14 protein-coding genes are annotated in these 21,643 nt (G+C 71.7%); 1 reads left to right on the plus strand and 13 read right to left on the minus strand.

Going from position 1 to position 21,643, the window contains the following annotated elements:
* Window positions 1-101: 101 nt before the first annotated feature.
* Complete coding sequence (locus A5481_RS08230; protein WP_048434175.1) at window positions 102-1,577, plus strand: MDR family MFS transporter; 1,476 nt, start codon at window positions 102-104, stop codon at window positions 1,575-1,577.
* A 25-nt stretch (window positions 1,578-1,602) separates the two neighbouring features.
* Here the strand turns inward: A5481_RS08230 and A5481_RS08235 are convergent, their stop codons facing one another.
* The 13 genes from A5481_RS08235 to mdh form a co-directional block, all read right to left on the minus strand.
* The gene (locus A5481_RS08235) at window positions 1,603-2,433 is read right to left on the minus strand and encodes a response regulator (protein WP_156311857.1); all 831 of its coding nucleotides are present in this window, start codon (window positions 2,431-2,433) and stop codon (window positions 1,603-1,605) included.
* Window positions 2,434-2,573: 140 nt separating this feature from the next.
* On the minus strand, window positions 2,574-3,551 hold the full coding sequence (locus A5481_RS08240) for a tyrosine recombinase XerC (protein ID WP_048434177.1): 978 nt from the start codon (window positions 3,549-3,551) through the stop codon (window positions 2,574-2,576).
* 81 nt (window positions 3,552-3,632) lie between these two features.
* Complete coding sequence (locus A5481_RS08245) at window positions 3,633-4,511, minus strand: aldose 1-epimerase family protein (protein WP_048434178.1); 879 nt, start codon at window positions 4,509-4,511, stop codon at window positions 3,633-3,635.
* A gap of 60 nt (window positions 4,512-4,571) precedes the next feature.
* Window positions 4,572-6,245 (minus strand): DEAD/DEAH box helicase, encoded by a 1,674-nt coding sequence (locus tag A5481_RS08250; protein ID WP_048434179.1) that lies wholly within the window; start codon window positions 6,243-6,245, stop codon window positions 4,572-4,574.
* Between the two features lie 239 nt (window positions 6,246-6,484).
* Window positions 6,485-10,330 (minus strand): ATP-binding protein, encoded by a 3,846-nt coding sequence (locus tag A5481_RS08255; protein ID WP_048434180.1) that lies wholly within the window; start codon window positions 10,328-10,330, stop codon window positions 6,485-6,487.
* A gap of 83 nt (window positions 10,331-10,413) precedes the next feature.
* A complete protein-coding gene (locus A5481_RS08260; protein WP_048434181.1) occupies window positions 10,414-10,956 on the minus strand; it encodes a gluconokinase in 543 nt (180 codons plus the stop codon).
* Window positions 10,957-11,230: 274 nt separating this feature from the next.
* Window positions 11,231-12,634: a dihydrolipoyl dehydrogenase gene (gene lpdA, locus A5481_RS08265; protein WP_048434182.1), complete on the minus strand. Its 1,404-nt coding sequence runs from the start codon at window positions 12,632-12,634 to the stop codon at window positions 11,231-11,233.
* A 73-nt stretch (window positions 12,635-12,707) separates the two neighbouring features.
* Window positions 12,708-13,466 (minus strand): SDR family oxidoreductase, encoded by a 759-nt coding sequence (locus A5481_RS08270; protein ID WP_048434183.1) that lies wholly within the window; start codon window positions 13,464-13,466, stop codon window positions 12,708-12,710.
* A 287-nt stretch (window positions 13,467-13,753) separates the two neighbouring features.
* Window positions 13,754-15,019: a 2-oxoglutarate dehydrogenase complex dihydrolipoyllysine-residue succinyltransferase gene (gene odhB, locus A5481_RS08275; RefSeq protein WP_048434184.1), complete on the minus strand. Its 1,266-nt coding sequence runs from the start codon at window positions 15,017-15,019 to the stop codon at window positions 13,754-13,756.
* A gap of 84 nt (window positions 15,020-15,103) precedes the next feature.
* Window positions 15,104-18,058: a 2-oxoglutarate dehydrogenase E1 component gene (locus A5481_RS08280; RefSeq protein WP_048434185.1), complete on the minus strand. Its 2,955-nt coding sequence runs from the start codon at window positions 18,056-18,058 to the stop codon at window positions 15,104-15,106.
* 220 nt (window positions 18,059-18,278) lie between these two features.
* On the minus strand, window positions 18,279-19,163 hold the full coding sequence (gene sucD, locus A5481_RS08285; RefSeq protein WP_048434186.1) for a succinate--CoA ligase subunit alpha: 885 nt from the start codon (window positions 19,161-19,163) through the stop codon (window positions 18,279-18,281).
* 157 nt (window positions 19,164-19,320) lie between these two features.
* Window positions 19,321-20,517, minus strand: a complete 1,197-nt coding sequence (gene sucC / locus A5481_RS08290; RefSeq protein WP_048434187.1) for an ADP-forming succinate--CoA ligase subunit beta — start codon at window positions 20,515-20,517, stop codon at window positions 19,321-19,323.
* 74 nt (window positions 20,518-20,591) lie between these two features.
* On the minus strand, window positions 20,592-21,554 hold the full coding sequence (gene mdh, locus A5481_RS08295) for a malate dehydrogenase (RefSeq protein ID WP_048434188.1): 963 nt from the start codon (window positions 21,552-21,554) through the stop codon (window positions 20,592-20,594).
* Window positions 21,555-21,643: the final 89 nt, after the last annotated feature.

A 21,643-nucleotide genomic window follows, 5' to 3' on the forward strand; every position in this document is an offset into this window, starting at 1 on the left:
GCGATTGCGCGGGTCTGGCCTGCACCCGGCGCCGGTTGCTTTCCGGACGGATCGGTTTAGCTGCGATCCTCGTCCCCTCCCCTGCCCCGAAGCCCGCGACCATGACGACCTCCCGGACGACCTCCCGGACGACGCGCCGTCCCCTCGTGATCGCCGCCGTGATGGCCGCGATGGCGATGGTGGCGATCGAGGCGACCATCATCTCGACCGCGATGCCCGGCATCGTCGGCGAGCTCGGCGGGCTGTCGCTCTACGCCTGGGTCTTCTCCGGCTTCCTCCTCACCCAGACCGCCGCCACCATCGTGTTCGGCAAGCTCGCCGACATCCATGGGCGCAAACCCGTGCTGCTCGCCGGCATCGCGGTGTTCCTGGCGGCCTCGACCCTGTGCGGCTTCGCCTGGTCGATGCCGGCGATGATCGCCTTCCGGCTGATCCAGGGGATCGGCGCGGGGGCGATCCAGCCGGTGTCGCTCACCATCGTGGGCGACCTCTACACCGCCGAGCAGCGCGGGCGGATCCAGGGCTTCCTCGCCAGCGTCTGGGCGATCTCGGCGGTGGTCGGGCCGGTGGCGGGCGGCTTCATCATCGCCCACGCCTCGTGGTCGTGGATCTTCTGGATCAACCTGCCGGTCGGCCTGGTGGCGACCGCCCTGTTCGTGGCCTTCCTGCACGAGGGCGAGCGGCGCGAGCGCCGGCCCGTCGACGCGAAGGGCGCCGCCCTGTTCACCCTCACGGTCGCGGCGCTGATGGTCGGGCTGACGGAGGCCGGCGAGGGGCGCTGGCCGGTCGTCGCGGGCGCCGTCGCGCTCGGCCTCGTCGCCGCCGTGCTGCTGGCGCTCCATGAGCGCCGGGCGCCGGAGCCGGTGATCGACGCCTCGCTCTGGCGCCGCCGGCCGATCGCCGCCGCCAACGCCACCTCGCTGCTGGCCGGCATGGCCCTGATCGGGCTCACCACCTTCCTGCCGATGTACGTGCAGGGCGTGCTGGGGCAGACGCCGATCGTCGCCGGCATGGCGCTCACCGTGATGGTGCTCGGCTGGCCGATGGGCGCGACGCTCGCGGCGCGCAACCTGCATCGCTTCGGCCTGCGCCGCATCCTGGTCGCCGGCGGCCTGCTGCTGCCGCTCGGGGCGATCGCCTTCGTGACGCTCGGGCCCGGCAGCTCGCCGGTCCAGGCCGGCGCCGGGTCGCTGGTCATGGGCTTCGGCATGGGGCTCCTGAGCAACGCCGCCCTGATGCTGATCCAGGAGATCGTGCCCTGGACGCAGCGCGGCAGCGCCACCGCCTCGAACATCTTCTCGCGCAACCTCGGCAGCACGCTCGGCGCCACGGTCTTCGGCGCGGTGCTCAATCACGGGCTCTCGGCGGCGGGCAGCACCGTCACGGCCGACGGCCTGCAGCGGGCGCTGGCGGCGGGCGGCCTGCCGGGCGAGGCGGAGACCGTGCGGGTGGTGCTGCAGCACGCCCTGCACCAGACCTTCTGGGCGGTGCTGCTGATCTCGGCGGTGGCCTTCGCGGCCGCCCTGATGGTGCCGCACGTCGCGCTCGGCCGCGCCCGCGAGGTGCCGGCGGAGTGACCGGCCGCGTCGGCGTGAAGCAGATTCAGCGTGAAGCGGCTTGGGCCGGCAGGGCCTCGGTGGTGGCGTTGATGAGGTAGGGCCGGCGCAGGCCGAGCACGTGGTAGAGCACCCGGTCGACGTCGCGGGCGAAGAACGGCTTCCTCAGCACGTAGTCGATGCCGAAATGGCGCGAGGCCTGGGCCATGGTGGCGGCGTCGCCCCCGGTCATCAGCACCAGCGGGGTCCCCGGCGCCACCTCGCGGATCTGGCAGGCGAGCTCGAGCCCGCCGCCGCCGCCGCGCAGGCCGATATCGATCAGCGCGACGTCGCAGGCCGCCTGGCGGGCGAGCTTCAGGGCGTGCGGGCCGCTCTCGATGTCCTCGACCGCGAGGGTGAAGCCGGAGGTCGCCAGGATGCGCCGCACCAGGGTGCGGCTCTGGGCGGCGCTGTCGACGAGGAGCAGGCGGGTCGGCTGCCGGCGCCGCGCATGGGCCTGGAGCAGCCCGGCGACGTGGGCTTCGTCGAGGGGCAGGCGCAGGAATTCGTGCGCGTCGAGATGCTGCGAGACCTCCGTCCAGCGCGAGAAGATCTGCGTCGCGACCAGGATCAGGCAGGGCACGACGTAGCCCTGCGCCTTGAACCGTGCCACGGCCTCCGGGCCGGTCGCGTCCTCGAATTGCAGGCCGACGAAGGCCAGGACCGGGCGATGGGCGAGGCAGGCCTCGCAGGTCTCGCGGCTCGTCGCCGCCTCGATGATCTGCAGCGAGGGATCGTGGGCGCGGATCAGGGCCGCCAGCTTGCTGCGCAGGGCGGGGTCGCGGTCGGCGACGAGGGCCGAGGCCGGTCCGCTTCCGCGGGCATCAGTGTCGCTCACCGGCATCGTGCTTCGTCCGCGTCGCAGGTCAACTTCAGGAAGAGCCCGGCCTTCGGTACTCGGCCGCAGGACGGGCTACCTGGGGGTTAAAGTCCTAACTGGCAAAGATTAGCACTCGATTACGAAGACACCGTATCCGCCTACGAGGCCCGGGCCCGGGGATGTGCAGCATCGAACGCATCGAGCAGGCGGGCGGCATCGACCTTGGTGTAGACCTGGGTCGTCGCCAGCGAGGCGTGCCCCAGCAGTTCCTGGATCGCCCGCAGGTCGCCCTGGCGGGCGAGGAGATGGGTGGCGAAGGAGTGGCGCAGGGCGTGCGGCGTGGCGCTGTCGGGCAGCCCCAGCGCCCCGCGCATCGAGGCGACGGCGAGCTGCACGATGCGCGGCGAGAGCGGACCGCCCTTGGCGCCGACGAAGAGCGGCCCCTCCGGCGGAAGCCCGTAGGGGCACGCGCGCAGGTACTCGGCCACGGCGGCCTGGACCTGGGGGATCACCGGCACGCTGCGGGTCTTCTGGCCCTTGCCGATCACCGTCACGGCATCCATCCCGTCGACCGGCGCGTCGCGGCGCAGGAGGCCGAGCGCCTCCGAGATGCGAAGCCCCGAGCCGTAGAGGAGCGCCAGCACCGCGGCGTCCCGGGCGAGCACCCAGGGCGGGCGCTCGTCGCCGGCGCGGACGTCGGGGCTCGCCATCGCGACCGCGGCGGCGACGGGCAGCGGGCGGGGCAGGCGCCGCTCGACCTTGGGCGAGCGGACCGCGGCGAGGGCCGCGACGCTGCCGTGGCCCTCCCGGTCGAGGTGGCGGGCGAAGGAGCGCAGGCCCGCGAGCGCCCGCATCAGGCTGCGCCCGCCGACCCCCTCCTGGCGCCGCGCCGCCATGAAGCCGCGCAGGTCCCGGGGTTTGAGCCCGATCAGGGCCGGGATGTCGGGGTTCCGGCCCTGGCCGGCGAGATGGGCGAGAAACTGGCGCAGGTCGCGCCGGTAGGCCTCGACGGTGTTGGGCGACAGCCGCCGCTCCGAGGCCAGGCCCGCCAGCCAGGCGAGGGCCGCCGCCCGCACGTCGGGCGCGCCGGGCAGGATCAGGTCGGCGGGGTCGGCATCGGACGTGCGGTCGGACATCGGGGGCCGGGCTCCGGTCGCGGGCGGGTCTTCAGGCCGGCGAGTAGGGCCCGACGAGGGTTGACGGCGGGTTGACGGCCGTCAGGCCGGCATGAAGCGCAGGGTGACGCCGTGGCGGGCGCTCGCCCCCGGCGCGAGCAGGATCTGCGAATCGCGCGCCGCCAGCTCGCCGGAGAAGTCCGCCCAGTCGGCGTGGCCGGTCCAGCATTCGAGCGACAGGAACGGCGCGGTCGGCTTGGTCCAGACCGCGAGGTGGGGGAAGCCGTCGGTCTCGAGGGCGATGGCGGCGCCGGACGGCGCGGTGAAGCGCATCGTCCGGCTGCGGGCGTTCAGGAAGACCAGCGCCTCGGTGAACATCCCGGGGTCGAGCGCCAGGGTGTCGCCGTCGAGCGGCAGCGCCCGCTCGGTGCGCACCAGGAGCCCCCCGGGCCCGACCTCCGGCACCGCCGGCCGCTCCGGCGCGTCGAAGCGCACCGCGTAGCCGCCATCCGCCGCGCGGGCGCCGCCGGCGAAGGGCCACGGGAAGGCCGGATGGAAGCCGAGCCCGTAGGGCAGCGGCGCCGAGCCCGGGTTGTGGACCTCGCAGGCGAAGGCGAGCGCCCCGTCCCGGACCGTCGCGGTGACGTCGAGGCGGAAGGCGAACGGGTAGTGGGTCCGGGTGTCCGGCGTGTCGGCGAGGCGGAGGGTGACGCTGTCCTCGGCCTGCGCGACCACGGCGAAGCGGCTGTCGCGGGCAAAGCCGTGCTGCGCCATCGGGTAGGCGCGGCCCGCCACCGTGACGGCGCCGCCCGCCGAGGCGCCGACGACCGGGAAGAGCCACGGCGCGTGCCGGTTCCAATGCGCCGGGTCGCCCCCCCACAGGTACTCGGTGCCGCCGACCCGCCAGGAGACCGGCTCGGCGCCGGTGAGCGCGAGGCGGGCGGTGGTGTCGCGGTGGCGGATCTCGACGGTGTCGGTCATCGGGGCCTCGTGTCGTGCGAGGCCCCTGTTACCGGTTGGGAGCCGTTCCGGGAATGGCCCTCACCCCCGCCGGGCGGTGTTGCGCCGGGGCTGGCGCGGGCGCGGCGGCACCTCAGCCTCGCCGCCGGCCAGGGGCTCGACCTGGAGGTCGGCCGGGCCGGTGCGCGGGAAGGTGTGGGCGAAGCGCTCGGCGGCGCCGCCGCGGACCTCGAACTTGGTCTCGCGGTCGAAGATGCGGATCGCGCCGATCTCCTCGCGGGTCACGTCGCCGCGGCGGCACAGCATCGGCAGCAGGCGGCGCGGGTCGGCGTTGTCGCGCCGGCCGACATTGAGGCGGAACCACACGCTCGACCCGAACGGGGCGCGCGGGCCGTCCCGCATCGCGGTCTCGCGCCGGGGCGTGACGCCGCGGCCGGTGGCGAAGCCCGGATCGGTGACGTCCTCGGGCGAGGGCATGCGGGCGCGGTAGGCCCGCACCAGGGCGGCGGCGAGATCCTCGGGCGAGCGCTGGGCGAGCAGGGACTGGGCCATCGCCCGGTCCTCGTCGCTGACCTCGTCGGTGACGAGGGGATCCTGGAGCAGCCGCTCCTGGTCGAGGGCGCGGATCTCGTCGGCCGGCGGCGGGCCGGACCAGACCGGCACGACGTTGGCGCGCGCCATCAGCTCCTCGGCCCGGCGGCGGCGGGACGAGGGCACCAGCAGCACGCTGATGCCCTTGCGCCCGGCCCGGCCGGTGCGGCCGGAGCGGTGCTGCATCACTTCCGCATCGTGCGGCAGCTCGGCGTGGATGACGAGGCCGAGGCCCGGCAGGTCGATGCCGCGGGCGGCGACGTCGGTGGCGACGCAGACCCGGGCGCGGCCGTCGCGCAGGGCCTGGAGGGCGGCGTTGCGCTCGCCCTGGCCGAGCTCGCCCGAGAGCGCCACGGCCTGGAAGCCGCGCTCGGTCAGCACCGCCTGGAGGTGGCGCACGGCGTTGCGGGTGTTGCAGAACACGATCGAGGTGCGCGCCTCGACCAGGCGCAGGGTGTTGACCACCACGAGCTCGGTCTCCCGCGGCAGGATGCGGAAGGCGCGGTACTCGATGTCGGCATGGGCCTTGGTCTCGCCGGCGACGGCGATGCGCAGCGCGTCGCGCTGGTAGGCTTCCGCCAGCGCCACGATGGCCTTCGGCAGGGTGGCGGAGAACAGCAGCGTGCGCCGCTCGGCCGGCGTGGTGCCGAGGATGAACTCGAGGTCCTCGCGGAAGCCGAGGTCGAGCATCTCGTCGGCCTCGTCGAGCACCGCGGCGCGCAGGGCCGTCGGGTCGAGGTTGCGGCGCTCGAGGTGATCGCGCAGGCGGCCCGGGGTGCCGACCACGATATGGGCGCCGTCGGCGAGCGAACGGCTCTCGCGCCGCGGGTCCATGCCGCCGACGCAGGAGACGACGCGGGCGCCGGCCGGGCCGTAGAGCCAGGACAGCTCACGATGGACCTGGAGCGCCAGCTCGCGGGTCGGCGCGATCACCAGCGCCAGCGGGGCGCCCGGGGCGCCGAGGGTCTCGGCGTCGCCGAGCAGGGTACGGGCGAGGGCCAGGCCGTAGGCGACGGTCTTGCCGGAGCCGGTCTGGGCCGAGACGACGAGGTCGCGCCCCTCGGTCTCGGGCTCGAGGACGGCGGCCTGGACCGGCGTCGGGTCCTCGTAGCCGCGGCCGGCGAGGGCCTGGGCGAAGGGGGCGGGAAGGGCAGGAAAAGGCACGTGGATTCGATCCCGGGTAATGCGACGCGCGGGGATCGGATCGGCTCCGGAGTCCAAAGGCTTGGCAGCACATGGTCTCGACAGAGGGCCCGTCCGCATATGGCGGCGGGCGCTCGCGGCGCGCGGGATATCCCTACGGTCTTTTCGTGGAGGAGGGTGCTGTTACAGGGGTTCGGGCCGCAGGTCCACCCCGGGCCCCGCATGGGAGACCGTCGCCCGGGGGATGGTCCCCTGGGGGATTACCCCTCGATCATCGCCCGGATGCGCCGCGCCAGCAGGTCGACCGGGAACGGCTTGGTGATCATCTGCATGCCGGGCGCCAGGAACCCCGCCATGGCGGCGTTCTCGGCATAGCCGGTGATGAACAGCACCTTGAGGTCGGGGCGGTGCACGCGCGCGGCGTCGGCGAGCTGGCGCCCGTTGAGGCCCGGCAGGCCGACATCGGTGACGAGGAGGTCGATGCGGGAGGCCGAGCGCAGCACGGCGAGGCCCGCCGGGCCGTCCTGCGCCTCCAGCGCCCGGTAGCCGAGGTCGCGCAGCACGTCGACGATCAGGCTGCGCACCGCCGCCTCGTCCTCGACCACCAGCACGGTCTCGCCGCGTCCGGCCACCGGCGCGCCGTCGGGCGCCCGGGCCGGGCTCTCCCCCTCGGCGGGCGGGCCGGAATCAGGGGGCAGGTCGTGAAGGGACCGGTCGTGGCGCGGCAGGTAGAGCGCCACGGTGGTGCCGCGGCCGACCTCCGAGGCGATGACCGCGTGGCCGTCGGACTGGCGGGCGAAACCGTAGATCATCGACAGGCCGAGGCCCGTGCCCTGCCCGAGGGGCTTCGTGGTGAAGAACGGGTCGAAGGCCCGGCGGACCACCTCGGGCGGCATGCCGGTGCCGGTATCGGTGACGGCGAGGCGGATATAGGCCCCCGGCACCACGTCGCCGTGGGCGGCGGCGAAGACCGCGTCGAGCTCGACGTTGCGGGTCTCGAGGGTGAGGCGCCCGCCGTCCGGCATCGCGTCGCGGGCGTTGATCGCCAGGTTGAGGATCGCGCTCTCGAGCTGGTTGGGGTCGCACAGCGTCGGCCACAGGCCGTCGGCGAGGCGGGTCTCGAGGGCGACGGTCTCGCCCAGCGTGCGGCGGACGAGGTCCTCCAGGGAGGCGACGAGGGCGTTGGCGTCGACGGCGCGCGGATCGAGGGGCTGGCGCCGGGCGAAGGCGAGGAGCCGGTGGGTCAGGGCCGCGGCGCGGTGGGCCGAGGTCAGCGCGGCCTCGATGTAGCGCGGGGCGACCTCGAGGCGGCCTTGCGAGAGCCGGGTCGAGAGCAGGTCGAGGGAGCCGACGATGCCGGTGAGCAGGTTGTTGAAGTCGTGGGCGATGCCCCCGGTGAGCTGGCCCACCGCCTCCATCTTCTGCGACTGGCGGAAGGCCTCCTCCAGCTCGCGCTGCGCGGTGACGTCGCGCCCGACCGCGTGCAGGTGGGCCTCGCCCGGCACCGCCGTCCAGGACAGGGTGCGGTAGGAGCCGTCGGCGTGGCGGTAGCGGTTCTCGAACAGCAGCGTGGCCTGGCCGTCCTCGATCCGCCGGGTCTCCGCCAGGGTGCGCTCGCGGTCGTCCGGATGGACGAGGTCGAGGAAGGTGGCGCCGACGAGGTCGGCCGGCTCCCAGCCGAGCACCTCGCGCCAGGCCGGGTTGAGGGCGGTGACGGTGCCGTCGAAGCGCGCGATGAGCATCACGTCCTTCGACAGGCGCCACATCCGGTCGCGCTCGCGGGTGCGGTCGGCGACCTGGGCCTCCAGGGTCTCGTTGACCCGCCGCAGGGCGTCGGCGCCCTCGCGCCGGACCCGGGCGAGGCGCAGGTTGGTCTCGACGCGCGCCAGCAGCTCGCGGGCCGAGAACGGCTTGATCAGGTAATCGTCGGCGCCCGCCGCCAGCCCCTCGATGCGGGCCTCCTCGCCGGCCCGCGCCGAGAGCAGGATCACCGGCACGGCGCGCAGGGCCGGGTCGGCCCGCAGGGCGGCGAGCAGGCCGAACCCGTCGAGGCCCGGCATCATCACGTCGGACAGGACGAGGTCGGGGGCGTGGCGGCGCGCCGCCTCGAGCGCCGCGTTCCCGTCGCCGACCGCCTCGACGGCATGGCCGCCGTCGCCGAGCAGGCGCCCGACATAGGCGCGCATGTCGGCGTTGTCGTCGGCGAGCAGCACCCGGCCGGTGAGGCCGGGCAGAGCGGGGCGGGGCGCCTCGCCGAGATCCGGCGGCGGCGCGCCGCCGTCGTCGAGCCAGCGCGTCGCCTCCTCGACGAAGACCTGCGAGCGGGTGGCGGTCGAGAGCGCCGTCCGGGGCGCGCGGATGCGGTCCGGCGGCAGGTGGGCGTGGCCGAGCGGCAGGCTCACCGTGAAGGTGCTGCCCCGGCCGGGCCGGCTCTCGACCGCGACCGTGCCGCCGTGCAGCCGGGCGAGCTCCTGCACCAGGGCGAGCCCGATGCCGGAGCCCTCGTAGCTGCGCCCCTGGGCGCCCTCGACCCGGTGGAAGCGCTCGAACAGCCGCGGCAGCTCGACCTCCGGGATGCCGAGCCCGGTATCGGACACCGCCAGCACCGCCCGGCCCCCCTCCTCCCGCAGCCGCACCGCGATGGTGCCGTCGAGCGTGAACTTGAAGGCGTTGGAGACGAGGTTGAGGACGATCTTCTCCCACATCTCCGGGTCGACATAGGCCGGCTCGGCCCGGGGCGGGCCCGGCAGCGGCGGGCAATCGACGTCGAGGACGAGGCCGGCCTTGTCGGTCGCCGAGCGGAAGCTGGAGGCCAGCTCGGCGGTGAGGCGGGCGAGGTCGAGGGGCTCGAAGGCGGCCTGGGCCCGGCCGGCCTCGAGGCGCGAGAAGTCGAGGAGCGCGTTGACGAGCCGCAGGAGCCGCAGGCCGTTGCGGTGGGCGAGCTCGACGAGGTGGCGCGTATCGGGGTCGATCGCGGCCGGCGGCGCCTCCAGCACCTCGGCGAGCGGCCCGAGCATCAGCGTCAGGGGCGTGCGGAACTCGTGGCTGACGTTGGAGAAGAACACGGTCTTCTGCCGGTCGATCTCCGCGAAGGCCTCGGCCCGGCGCCGCTCGGCCTCGTAGGCGTTGGCGTTGGCGAGCCCGGTGGCGATCTGGCCGACGAACAGCGCGACGAAGCCGCGATAGGCCTCGTCGAGCGGCCGGTAGGGGTTCAAGCCGGCGACGAACACCCCGGCCGGGCGGATCTGGCCCTGCTGGGCGATCGGCAGCACCAGGGCGTGGGTCGGGGGGCGGTCCCAGGGGCCGGCCGGCAGATCGGCGAGGAGCGGACCGAGATCCGAGACCGGTAGCACGCGCGGCATTTCATCGGTGGAATCGAGGAGGCCGAGCGCCGAGATCCCCGCTTCTCCCGCCCGGGTGACCGCCGGGTGCTCGAGGCCGATCCCCGCCTGCGCCAGCAGGGCCGACGGGCCGCCATCGAGATAGGCGAGCGCCACCGGGAGGTCGGCGGTTCCTTCTCCCAGGCACGCGGCGACGACCGCGCCGACCTCGGCGGCGGTGCGGGCCGCCGCCATCCCGGCGCCGAGGTCGCGCAGGGACCGCAGGCGCCGCTCGCCGATCACCCGCTCGGTCTCCTCCGAGACGACGCAGAGCATGCCGGTGACGGCACCGGCATCGTCGGCGAGCGGGCTGTACGAGAAGGTGTGGTAGCTCTCCTCGGTGAAGCCGCGCCGCTCCAGGAACAGCCGCAAGGCCTCGTCCCAGGTCGCCTGCCCGGTGCTCAGCACCTGGGCAATGCGCGGGCCGATATCGGGCCAGATCTCGGCCCAGACCCGGTCCGAGCGCGCCCCGAGCGCCCAGGCTTCCTTGACCCCGAGGGTCGGCTTGTAGGCGTCGTTGCAGAAGAAGGTGAGCTCGGGGCCCCACGCCATCCACATGGCGAAGCGCGAGCCGAGCATGATCCGCACCGCCGTGGCCAGCGATGGCGGCCAGATCTCGACCGGGCCGAGCGGCGTCGCCGCCCAGTCGTGGGCCCGCAGGCGTGCGCCCATCTCGCCGCCACCCGGAAACAAGGTGTCGCGCAACGTGGAGGAGGTACCGGGCATGGGTGTGTCCCGCATCACCTCGCGATGGCACGGGTGTCGCGAACTGTCAAAAACCAGGCTCAAGAAACGTCGGGATTGCCGGCTCAGGCGCCGGCCGGCTGCCCGGACAGGGTCTCGACGATCTCGGCGACGATCTGCTGCGGCGTGCCGCCGACGGAGACCACCAGGGGGTTCTCGTCGGGCGTGGGCTCCTCCAGGGTGCGGAACTGGCTGTCGAGCAGGCTCGTCGGCATGAAGTGGCCGTGGCGGGCGGCCATGCGCCGGCCGATCAGCTCGCGGTCGCCCCTGAGGTAGACGAGGCGCACGTCGGGACGGCCGCCGACCAGGACGTCGCGATAGGCCCGCTTGAGGCCGGAGCAGGTCACGACGCCGTGCCGCCCCTCGGCGCGGACCTTGTCGATCCAGGCCGCGATCGCGGCGAGCCAGGGCCAGCGGTCGTCGTCGGTGAGCGGGGTGCCGGCCTGCATCTTCTCGACGTTGGCGGCGGGGTGGAAATCGTCGCCGTCCTCGAACTCCCAGCCGAGCCGGCCGGCGAGCAGGCTCGCCACCGTACTCTTGCCGGAGCCGGAGACGCCCATGACCACGATGACCGCGGGGGGAGTCGGGTTGCTTGCCGCATCGTCCATCGTGGCATGTCCCCCTGTTTGTCTTCGGTATTCCATAACGGTCGACGCCGCGTCGAGCGCCCAACCCTCCCCCTCCGCGGGGGAGGGTGGCGAGCGCAGCGAGCCGGGAGAGGGGCGGCGCGACGCCGATCCGGAGAGCGCCCTTCAGGAGGCGCGCGACCTATCCGGAAGCGGCGTCCCCTCTCCCGCCCCACGCACGAGTGCTTCGCACTCGCCGTGGGGCACCCTCCCCCGCAGAGAGGGGAGGGTTACAGGCGGCGCCGTCGAGGGCGCCTCACATGTGCAGCGCGCGCTTCTCCACCGCGAGCGCGGCTTCCTTCACCGCCTCGGTCAGGGTCGGGTGGGCGTGGCAGGTGCGGGCGATGTCCTCGGACGAGGCGCCGAACTCCATCGCCACCGCGACCTCCATGATGAGGTTGCCGGCATCCGGCCCGACGATGTGGACGCCGAGCACCCGGTCGGTGGCGGCGTCGGCCAGCACCTTCACGAAGCCGTCGGTGGTGTGGTTCACCTTGGCGCGGCCGTTCGCCGTGAACGGGAACTTGCCGATGTTGTAGGCGATCCCGTCCTTCTTCAGCTCCTCCTCGGACTTGCCGACCGAGGCGACCTCCGGCGTGGTGTAGACCACGTTCGGGATCACGCCATAGTTCACGTGGCCGGCCTTGCCGGCCAGGATCTCCGCCACCGCGACGCCCTCGTCCTCGGCCTTGTGGGCGAGCATCGGGCCGGCGATCACGTCGCCGATGGCGTAGATGCCGGTGACGTTGGTGGCGTAGCGGTCGTCGGTCTGGATCCGGCCCTTGTTGTCGAGCTGGACGCCGACCGTCTCGAGGCCGAGGCCCGCGGTGTAGGGCGTGCGGCCGATGGCGACGAGCACCACGTCGGCCTCGAGCGTCTCCGCCGCGCCGCCCGCGGCCGGCTCGACCGTGACCTTCGCGCTAGTCCCCGTGCGCTCGACGCCGGTGACCTTCTGCGACAGGCGGAAGGCGATGCCCTGCTTCTGGAGGATGCGCTGGAACTGCTTGCCGACCTCGCCGTCCATGCCCGGCAGGATCCGGTCGAGATACTCGACGACCGTCACCTCGGCGCCGAGGCGCCGCCAGACCGAGCCGAGCTCGAGGCCGATCACGCCGGCGCCGATGACGACGAGCTTGCCCGGGACCTTGGTGAGATCGAGGGCGCCGGTCGAGGACACCACGACCTCCTCGTCGATGGCGACGCCCGGCAGGTTGGCGACGTCGGAGCCCGTCGCGATCACGACGTTGCGGGCCTCCAGGATCTGGTTGGCCCCGTCCTCCGACGTGACCTCGACCCGGCCGGCGCCGGCCAGCCGCCCGGTGCCCTGGAAGGCGTCGATGCCGTTCTTCTTGAGCAGGAACGCGACGCCCTTGGTGTTGCCGTCGACGCCGTCCTGCTTGAACGCCATCATCTTGGCGAGATCCAGCTTCGGCTCGCCGACGGTGATGCCGAGCACCGGGAAATGCTTGGTCGCCTCCTCGAACGCCTCGGAGGCGTGCAGCAGGGCCTTCGACGGGATGCAGCCGACGTTGAGGCAGGTGCCGCCATGGGCCGGGCGCTTCTCGACCACGGCGGTCTTCAGGCCGAGCTGGGCGGCGCGCAGCGCGCAGACGTAGCCGCCGGGGCCGGTGCCGATGACGACGAGATCGTAGGAGGACATGCGGAACTCGCGAGGTTGGGAGCGGTGGGCCGGTACGGCGCCGCCGCTGCATGAGTGAGTGGGTGAGGAGAGGCTAGCGGCCGCCCGAGATCGTCAGGGTCGCGCCGGTGGCGTAGGAGGCGTCGTCCGAGAGGAGCCACAGCACCGCGGCCGCGACCTCGTCGGCGGTGCCGGCGCGCTTCATCGGCACGAGGGGGCTCAAGCGCGCCAGCCGGTCCGGCTGGCCGCCGCTGGCATGGATCTCGGTCTCGATCAGGCCGGGGGCGACGCCGTTGACCCGGATCCCCTCCTGGGCGACCTCGCCGGCGAGCCCCGTGGTGAGGGTGTCGATGGCGCCCTTCGACGCCGCGTAATCGACGTACTGGCCCGGCGCGCCGAGGCGGGCGGCGACCGAGGAAATGTTGACGATGACGCCGCCCTGGCCGCCGTGGCGGGTCGACATGCGCCGCACCGCCTCGCCGGCGCACAGGAACGAGCCGATGACGTTGGTGGTCATCATGCGGTTGAGACGGGCGAAGGTCATCTCGTCGACGCGGGCGGCGTAATCGACGACGCCTGCGTTGTTGACGAGGCCGCCGAGCGGCCCCAAGCCGTCCGCCGCCTTGAACAGCGCCGGGATGTCGGCCTCGACCGCGACGTCGCTGCGGACGGCGAGCGCGGTGCCGCCGAGATCCTCGATCTCCCGCACCAGGGCGTCGGCGGCGTCCTTGGCCGCGACGTAGGAGAAGCAGACCCGCCAGCCGGCCCGCGCGGCGCGCAAGGCGACCGCCCGGCCGATGCCGCGGCTGCCGCCGGTGACCACCAGGACCTTGTCCGAGACAGCCTTGTCCATGACCCCGTGCTCCCTGTTGCGAGGGGCCCTAAACAGCTGGACTGTCAAGGGGAGCCTCCTGGAACGATCAAGGCGCGGGATCCCCTCTCCCGTGTGGGAGAGGGGTAGGGGTGAGGGTGGCGCGCTTCCGTGCGAAGCTCATACCGTCGTGCTGGTAGCTCAACAGTTGAGTTCAATCCTGAACCCGAGCCACCCTCACCCCCGGCCCCTCTCCCACTCGGGAGAGGGGAGACCCGCGCTCCTTCCTTTATCGGACCACTCCGGGGGAGCGGTCCGAATTACTTGCCTCAGAGGTCGAGCACGAGGCGCGCCGGGTCCTCCAGGGCCTCCTTGACCCGCACCAGGAAGGTCACGGCCTCCTTCCCGTCGACGATCCGGTGATCGTAGGACAGGGCGAGGTACATCATCGGCCGCGCCTCGATCTTGCCGTTGCGCACGACCGGGCGCTCCTCGATGCGGTGCATGCCGAGGATGCCGGATTGCGGCGCGTTGAGGATCGGGGTCGACATCAGCGAGCCGTAGATGCCGCCGTTGGTGATCGTGAACGTGCCGCCCTGCATGTCCTCGATCGACAGCTTGCCGTCGCGGGCCTTGCGGCCGAAGCCGGTGATGGCCTTCTCGATGCCGGAGATCGACAGCTGGTCGGCGTCGCGCACCACCGGCACGACCAGGCCCTTGTCGGTGCCGACCGCGATGCCGACGTGGTAGTAGTTCTTGTAGACGATATCCTGGCCGTCGATCTCGGCGTTCACCGCCGGCACGTCCTTCAGGGCGCCGATCACCGCCTTGGTGAAGAAGCCCATGAAGCCGAGCTTGGCGCCGTGCTTCTTCTCGAACACGTCCTTGTACTGCTGGCGCAGGGCCATCACCGCGCCCATGTCGACGTCGTTGAACGTCGTCAGCATCGCGGCGGTGTTCTGCGCGTCCTTGAGGCGCCGGGCGATGGTCTGGCGCAGCTTGGTCATGCGCACCCGCTCCTCGCGGGAGGCATCGTCCGGCGCCGAGGGGGCGCGGGCGACCTGCGGGGCCGAGGCCGGGGCGGGAGCCGAGGTGCCGGACGAGATCGCCGAGAGCATGTCGCCCTTGGTGACGCGGCCGTCCTTGCCGCTGCCCTTCACCGACGACGGATCGACGCCGGATTCCTGGGCGAGGCGCGCGACGGCCGGGCCGTTGTCGCCGGCCGAGTGGCCCTTCGGGGCGGCGTCGCCGTGGCTGCCGTAGGAGGCGGAGGACGACTTGGCCGGGGCCTCGGCAGCGGCCTTCGGGGCCTCCTTGGGGGCTTCCGCCTTCGGGGCGGCCGCGCCGTTGCCGGCACCGCCCTCGACGATCGAGCCGAGCAGCGCGCCGGGCTCGACCGTCTCGCCGTCCTTGGCGACGATCTCGCCGAGCTGGCCGGAGGCCGGGGCGTTGACCTCGAGGGTGACCTTGTCGGTCTCGAGCTCGACCAGCGGCTCGTCGGCCTTGACGACGTCGCCGGGCTTCTTGAACCAGCGGCCGATCGTGGCCTCGCTCACGGACTCGCCGAGCGTCGGGACGCGGATTTCGGTGGCCATGTCTTCCGTCAGGGTTGGGGCGGTGGGGTGTCGCCCGGAAAAAAGGTCAGGCGGCGCCCCTCGCGGGGCGCCGGCGAACGGTGATCAGACCGCCAGGGCCTCGTTGAGGAAGGCCTGGAGCTGGTCGAGGTGCTTCGACATCAGGCCGACGGCGGTCGAGGCCGAGGCCGGACGGCCGACGTAGCGCGGGCGCTTGGAGGCGGAGCCGGCCTGGTTGAGGACCCATTCCAGGTAGGGCTCGACGAAGGCCCACGAGCCCATGTTCTTGGGCTCCTCCTGGCACCACACCACCTCGGCGTTGCGGAACCGGGAGATCTCGGTGGCGAGCGACTTCAGCGGGAACGGGTAGAGCTGCTCGACGCGCATCAGGTACACGTCGGAGATGCCGCGTTTCTCGCGCTCCTCGAACAGGTCGTAGTAGACCTTGCCCGAGCAGAGCACCACGCGCCGGACCTTGTCGTCCTTCGACAGCTTCACGCCGTCCTGCGCCTTCTCGGCGTCGTCCCACAGCACCCGGTGGAAGGTCGAGCCCTCGGCGATGTCCGAGAGGGCCGAGACCGCCCGCTTGTGGCGCAGCAGCGACTTCGGGGTCATCAGCACCAGCGGCTTGCGGAAGTCCCGCTTCAGCTGGCGGCGCAGGATGTGGAAGTAGTTCGAGGGCGTCGTGCAGTTGGCGACCTGCATGTTGTCCTCGGCGCACATCTGCAGGTAGCGCTCAAGGCGGGCCGAGGAGTGCTCCGGACCCTGGCCCTCGTAGCCGTGCGGCAGCAGCATCACGAGGCCCGACATGCGCAGCCACTTGCGCTCGCCGCTCGAGATGAACTGGTCGACCACGACCTGCGCGCCGTTGGCGAAGTCGCCGAACTGCGCCTCCCACAGCACCAGGGAGTTCGGCTCGGCGAGCGAGTAGCCGTACTCGAAGCCGAGCACCGCCTCCTCCGAGAGCATCGAGTTGATGACCTCGTAGCGGCTCTGGCCGTCCTTGATGTGGTTGAGGGGCGTGTAGCGCTCCTCGTTCTCCTGGTCGATCACCACCGAGTGGCGCTGCGAGAAGGTGCCGCGCTCGACGTCCTGGCCCGACAGGCGGACCCGGTGGCCCTCCGTGAGGAGCGAGCCGAAGGCGAGCGCCTCGGCGGTCGCCCAGTCCAGGCCCTCGCCGGTCTCGATCGCCTTGGCGCGGTTGTCGAGGAAGCGCCGGATCGTGCGGTGCAGGTGGAAGTCCTGCGGCACCGTGGTGATGGCGTGCCCGATCTCCCGCAGGGTGTCGGCCGGCACGCCGGTGCGGCCGCGGCGCGGATCGTCCTCGTCCTCGCGCACCGCCTTCAGGCCCGACCAGCGGCCGTCGAGCCAATCGGCCTTGTTGGCCTTGTAGGCGGTGGCGATGTCGAACTCGCTGTCGAGGGTGGCGCGGAACTCGGCCTTGCGGTCGTCGAGTTCCTTCTCGCTGACCACGCCGCTCTCGGTCAGCCGCTTGCCGTAGGTCTCCAGCGTCGAGGGGTGCTTGCGGATGATCTGGTACATCTTCGGCTGGGTGAACGCGGGCTCGTCGCCCTCGTTGTGGCCGAAGCGGCGGTAGCACAGCATGTCGATCACGACAGGCTTGTGGAACTTCTGCCGGTACTCGGTGGCGATCTTGGCCGCGAAGGTGACGGCCTCGGGGTCGTCGCCGTTGCAGTGGAAGATCGGCGCCTCGACCATCTTCGCCACGTCGGACGGGTAGGGCGAGGAGCGCGAGAAGCGCGGATCGGTGGTGAAGCCGATCTGGTTGTTGATGATGAAGTGGATCGAGCCGCCGGTGCGGTGGCCCTTCAGGCCCGACAGGCCGAAGCACTCCGCCACCACGCCCTGGCCGGCGAAGGCGGCGTCGCCGTGGATGAGGAGCGGCAGCACGGTGGTGCGCTGCTCGTCACCGGTCTGGTCCTGCTTGGCGCGCACCTTGCCCAGCACCACCGGATCGACGATCTCGAGGTGCGACGGGTTGGCGGTCAGCGACAGGTGGACGGTGTTGCCGTCGAAGGCCCGGTCGCTCGAGGCGCCGAGGTGGTACTTCACGTCACCCGAGCCCTCGACCTCGGCCGGGGAGGACGAGCCGCCCTTGAACTCGTGGAAGATCGCCCGGAACGGCTTCGACATCACGTTGGCGAGCACGTTGAGGCGGCCGCGATGCGCCATGCCGAGCACGATGTCGGTGACGCCGAGCGCGCCGCCGCGCTTGATGATCTGCTCGAGCGCCGGGACCATCGCCTCCGAGCCGTCGAGGCCGAAGCGCTTGGTGCCGGTATACTTGAGGTCCAGGAACTTCTCGAAGCCCTCGGCCTCGATCATCTTGTTGAGGATCGCCCGCCGGCCCTGCTCGGTGAACGAGATCTCCTTGTCCTTGCCCTCGATGCGCTCCTGGATCCAGGCCTTCTCCTCCGGATCGGAGATGTGCATGAACTCGACGCCGAGGGTCTGGCAGTAGGTCCGCTCCAGGATCGCGACGATCTCCCGGATGGTGCCGAATTCGAGGCCGAGCACGTTGTCGAGGAAGATCGGGCGGTCCCAATCGGATTCGGCGAAGCCGTAATGCTGCGGGTGCAGCTCCTCGTGGTCGCCGCGCGGCTGGAGGCCCAGCGGATCGAGCTTGGCGTGCAGGTGGCCGCGCATGCGGTAGGCGCGGATCAGCATGATCGCGCGGACCGAATCCTTCGTGGCCTGCTGCACGTCGACCGGCGAGACGGGCTGGCCCTTGGCCTCCTGCTTGGCCTTGATCTTCTCGCCGACCGCCTTCTCGACCTGGGCCCAGTTGCCGTCGAGCGCCGAGACGATCTCGCCGTTGGCGGCGAGCGGCCAGTTCGGCTTGGTCCAGGACGCGCCTTCCGCGTTCTTGACCACGATCGCGCTCTCCTCCTTCAGGCCGGAGAAGAAGCTGCGCCACTCGGGATCGACCGCGTTGGGATCCCGGGTGTAGGTCGCGTAGAGCTCCTCGATGTAGTCGGCGTTGCCTCCGTAGAGGAACGAGGTTCCGAGGAGGGCGTCGTTCGCGTCCTGGCGTGCCATGGCGATCTGTCTATCCGCGCTGGTCGATCGATGCGCCGGCTTCTCCCCCTCTCTTGGGGCGGGAGGATGGCGAGCGATCGACGGTGGGGGCGCCCGGATGTCCGGGCGCCAGGGTGTCTTACGAACTCAAGAGAGTTGACGTTTGCTTGCGATGTGGGTGCGGACCTTCGATTCCGCACGCCACGCCTGCCATGCGCGAGGCGAAGACCCCGACGGGCCTTCAGCCCTTCAGGACCTCGACCAGGGTCTTGCCGAGGCGGGCCGGCGACGGCGAGACGCGGATGCCGGCCTCCTCCATCGCGGCGATCTTGTCCTCGGCGCCGCCCTTGCCGCCCGAGATGATCGCGCCGGCGTGCCCCATGCGGCGGCCGGGAGGGGCGGTGCGGCCGGCGATGAAACCGACCATCGGCTTCTTGCGGCCGCGCTTGGCCTCGTCACGGATGAACTGCGCCGCCTCTTCCTCGGCCGAACCGCCGATCTCGCCGATCATCACGATCGACTCGGTCTTGTCGTCGGCCAGGAACATCTCCAGCATGTCGATGAACTCGGTGCCCTTGACCGGGTCGCCGCCGATGCCGACCGCCGTGGTCTGGCCGAGGCCCTCGTTGGTGGTCTGGAACACCGCCTCGTAGGTCAGCGTGCCGGAGCGCGACACGATGCCGACCGAGCCCGGACGGAAGATGTTGGCCGGCATGATGCCGATCTTCGACTCGCCGGCCGTCACGATGCCGGGGCAGTTCGGGCCGATCAGGCGCGACTTCGAGCCCTCGAGCGAGCGCTTCACCCGCACCATGTCGAGGACCGGAATCCCTTCCGTGATGCAGACGATCAGCGGGATCTCGGCGTCGATCGCCTCGCAGATCGCGTCGGCGGCGCCCGGCGGCGGCACGTAGACCACCGAGGCGTCGGCGCCGGTGGCGTGGCGGGCCTCCTTCACGGTGTCGAACACCGGCAGGCCGAGATGGGTCGCGCCGCCCTTCCCCGGCGAGGTGCCGCCGACCATCTTGGTGCCGTAGGCGATCGCCTGCTCGGAGTGGAAGGTCCCGTTCTTGCCGGTGAAGCCCTGGCAGATGACCTTGGTGTTCTTGTCGATGAGGATGGACACGTGCGATCTCCGGGGATCTGCATTCTGGGATGGGCGATGCGGCTCAGGCGAACCGAGCCTCAGGGGATGCACCGCACCTGAGAAACTGCGCCGAGGGGGAGCCCGACAGCCGAGCCCCGCTCACGAGAAGGGCGCCCGCGCGGGCGCCCTGCCCTCCTCAGCCCTTGCGCACCGCCGCGACGATCTTCTGGGCGGCGTCGTCGAGGTCGTCGGCCGGGATCACGTTGAGGCCGGACGAGCGGATGATCTCCTTGCCCTTCTCGACGTTGGTGCCCTCGAGGCGCACCACCAGCGGGACCTGCAGGCCCACCGTCTTGACGGCCGCGATCACCCCGTTGGCGATCACGTCGCACTTCATGATGCCGCCGAAGATGTTGACCAGGATGCCCTTCACGTTCGGGTCGGCGGTGATGATCTTGAAGGCCGCGGTGACCTTCTCCTCCGAGGCGCCGCCGCCGACGTCGAGGAAGTTCGCCGGCTCCTCGCCGTAGAGCTTGATGATGTCGAGCGTCGCCATGGCGAGGCCGGCGCCGTTCACCATGCAGCCGATGGTGCCGTCGAGCGCGATGTAGGCGAGGTCGTACTTCGAGGCCTCGATCTCCTTCTCGTCCTCCTCGGTGATGTCGCGCAGCTGCACGATCTCCGGGTGACGGTAGAGGCTGTTCGAGTCGAACGAGATCTTGGCGTCCAGGCACTTCAGGTGCCCGTCCTTGGTGACGATGAGCGGGTTGATCTCCAGCATGCTCATGTCCTTGGCGGTGAACGCCTTGTACAGCTTAGCTGTGAGGTCCTCCGCCTCCTTGGCGAGCGGGCCGGTGAGGCCGAGCGCCTTGGCGACCGCGCGGCCGTGATGCGGCATCACGCCGGTGGCCGGATCGACCGAGAAGGTGATGATCTTCTCGGGCGTGTCGTGGGCGACCTGCTCGATGTCCATGCCGCCCTCGGTCGAGACCACGAAGGCGACCTTGCCGGTCTCGCGGTCGACGAGCATCGACAGGTAGAACTCGGTCTCGATGTCCGAGCCGTCCTCGATGTAGAGGCGGTTGACCTGCTTGCCGGCCTCGCCGGTCTGCACCGTCACGAGGGTGCGGCCGAGCATCTGCTCGGAGAAGGCCTTCACCTCCTCGACCGACTTGGCGAGGCGCACGCCGCCCTTCTCGCCGGCCTCGGCCTCCTTGAACTTGCCCTTGCCGCGCCCGCCGGCGTGGATCTGGGACTTCACGACCCACAGCGGGCCGCCGAGCTCGTTGGCGGCGGCCTCGGCCTCGGAGGCCTTGAAGATGGCGCGGCCGTTCGAGACCGGCAGGCCGAACTCCTTGAGGACGGCCTTGGCTTGATACTCGTGGATGTTCATGGGGCGACAAGCTTTCTGATGACAGGCGGGGCGCGGGAAGGCGGCGCGGGAGATCCCGCGCCGCTCAGTCTGAGTTACGCCAGCGCGCCGTTGATGCCCTTGCAGGCCTCGACCAGGCCCTTCACGGAAGCGACCGACTTCTCGAACATCGCCTTCTCCTCGCCGGAGAACTCGACCTCGACGATGCGCTCGACGCCGTTCTCGCCGATCACGATCGGCACGCCGATGAACAGGCCGTCGACGCCGTACTGGCCGGTGAGGTGGGCCGCGCAGGGCAGGACCCGCTTCTTGTCCTTGAGGTAGCTCTCGGCCATCGCGATGGCCGACGCCGCCGGCGCGTAGAAGGCGGAGCCGGTCTTGAGCAGGTTGACGATCTCGCCGCCGCCCTTACGGGTCCGCTCGACCATGGCGTCGAGCTTCTCCTGGGTGGTCCAGCCCATCTTGACGAGGTCGGGCAGCGGCACGCCGGCCACCGTCGAGTAGCGCACCAGCGGCACCATGTCGTCGCCGTGGCCGCCGAGCACGAAGGCGGTGACGTCCTCGACCGAGACCTGGAACTCCTCGGCCAGGAAGTGGCGGAAGCGGGCCGAGTCGAGCACGCCGGCCATGCCGACGATCTTCTTCGGGTCGAGGCCGGAGAACTTCTGCAGCGCCCACACCATCGCGTCGAGCGGGTTGGTGATGCAGATCACGAAGGCGTTCGGGGCGTGGGTCTTGATGCCGGTGCCGACCGCTTCCATCACCTTCAGGTTGATGCCGATCAGGTCGTCGCGGCTCATGCCGGGCTTGCGCGGCACGCCGGCCGTCACGATCACCACGTCGGCGCCGGCGATCGCGCTGTAGTCGCTGGCACCGGAGTACTTGGCGTCGAAGCCGTCGACCGGGGCCGACTCGGCGATGTCGAGGCCCTTGCCCTGCGGCACGCCGTCGGCGATGTCGAACAGCACGATGTCGCCCAGCTCCTTGAGGCCGGCGAGGTGCGCGAGCGTGCCGCCGATCTGTCCAGCGCCGATGAGCGCGATCTTCTTGCGTGCCATGTGAGAACCGATCCTTCGCGGTGTGATGGAACCGTCGTGGGCCGGGGTCCGCTCGCGAGGAGCCCGCGCCGGCGGGTGCCTCTTTGGCG

The organism is Methylobacterium platani, from assembly GCF_001653715.1.
In the GTDB taxonomy this organism is placed as follows: Bacteria; Pseudomonadota; Alphaproteobacteria; order Rhizobiales; family Beijerinckiaceae; genus Methylobacterium; species Methylobacterium platani.

What these genes read in the sequence shown, in the direction of transcription:
- A5481_RS08280 (WP_048434185.1), bottom strand. Translation starts at nt 18,058, where the DNA reads ATGGCACGCCAGGACGCGAACGACGCCCTCCTCGGAACCTCGTTCCTC.
- A5481_RS08230 (WP_048434175.1), top strand. Translation starts at nt 102, where the DNA reads ATGACGACCTCCCGGACGACCTCCCGGACGACGCGCCGTCCCCTCGTG.
- A5481_RS08260 (WP_048434181.1), bottom strand. Translation starts at nt 10,956, where the DNA reads ATGGACGATGCGGCAAGCAACCCGACTCCCCCCGCGGTCATCGTGGTC.
- odhB (WP_048434184.1), bottom strand. Translation starts at nt 15,019, where the DNA reads ATGGCCACCGAAATCCGCGTCCCGACGCTCGGCGAGTCCGTGAGCGAG.
- A5481_RS08270 (WP_048434183.1), bottom strand. Translation starts at nt 13,466, where the DNA reads ATGGACAAGGCTGTCTCGGACAAGGTCCTGGTGGTCACCGGCGGCAGC.
- sucC (WP_048434187.1), bottom strand. Translation starts at nt 20,517, where the DNA reads ATGAACATCCACGAGTATCAAGCCAAGGCCGTCCTCAAGGAGTTCGGC.
- lpdA (WP_048434182.1), bottom strand. Translation starts at nt 12,634, where the DNA reads ATGTCCTCCTACGATCTCGTCGTCATCGGCACCGGCCCCGGCGGCTAC.
- A5481_RS08240 (WP_048434177.1), bottom strand. Translation starts at nt 3,551, where the DNA reads ATGTCCGACCGCACGTCCGATGCCGACCCCGCCGACCTGATCCTGCCC.
- A5481_RS08255 (WP_048434180.1), bottom strand. Translation starts at nt 10,330, where the DNA reads ATGCCCGGTACCTCCTCCACGTTGCGCGACACCTTGTTTCCGGGTGGC.
- A5481_RS08245 (WP_048434178.1), bottom strand. Translation starts at nt 4,511, where the DNA reads ATGACCGACACCGTCGAGATCCGCCACCGCGACACCACCGCCCGCCTC.
- mdh (WP_048434188.1), bottom strand. Translation starts at nt 21,554, where the DNA reads ATGGCACGCAAGAAGATCGCGCTCATCGGCGCTGGACAGATCGGCGGC.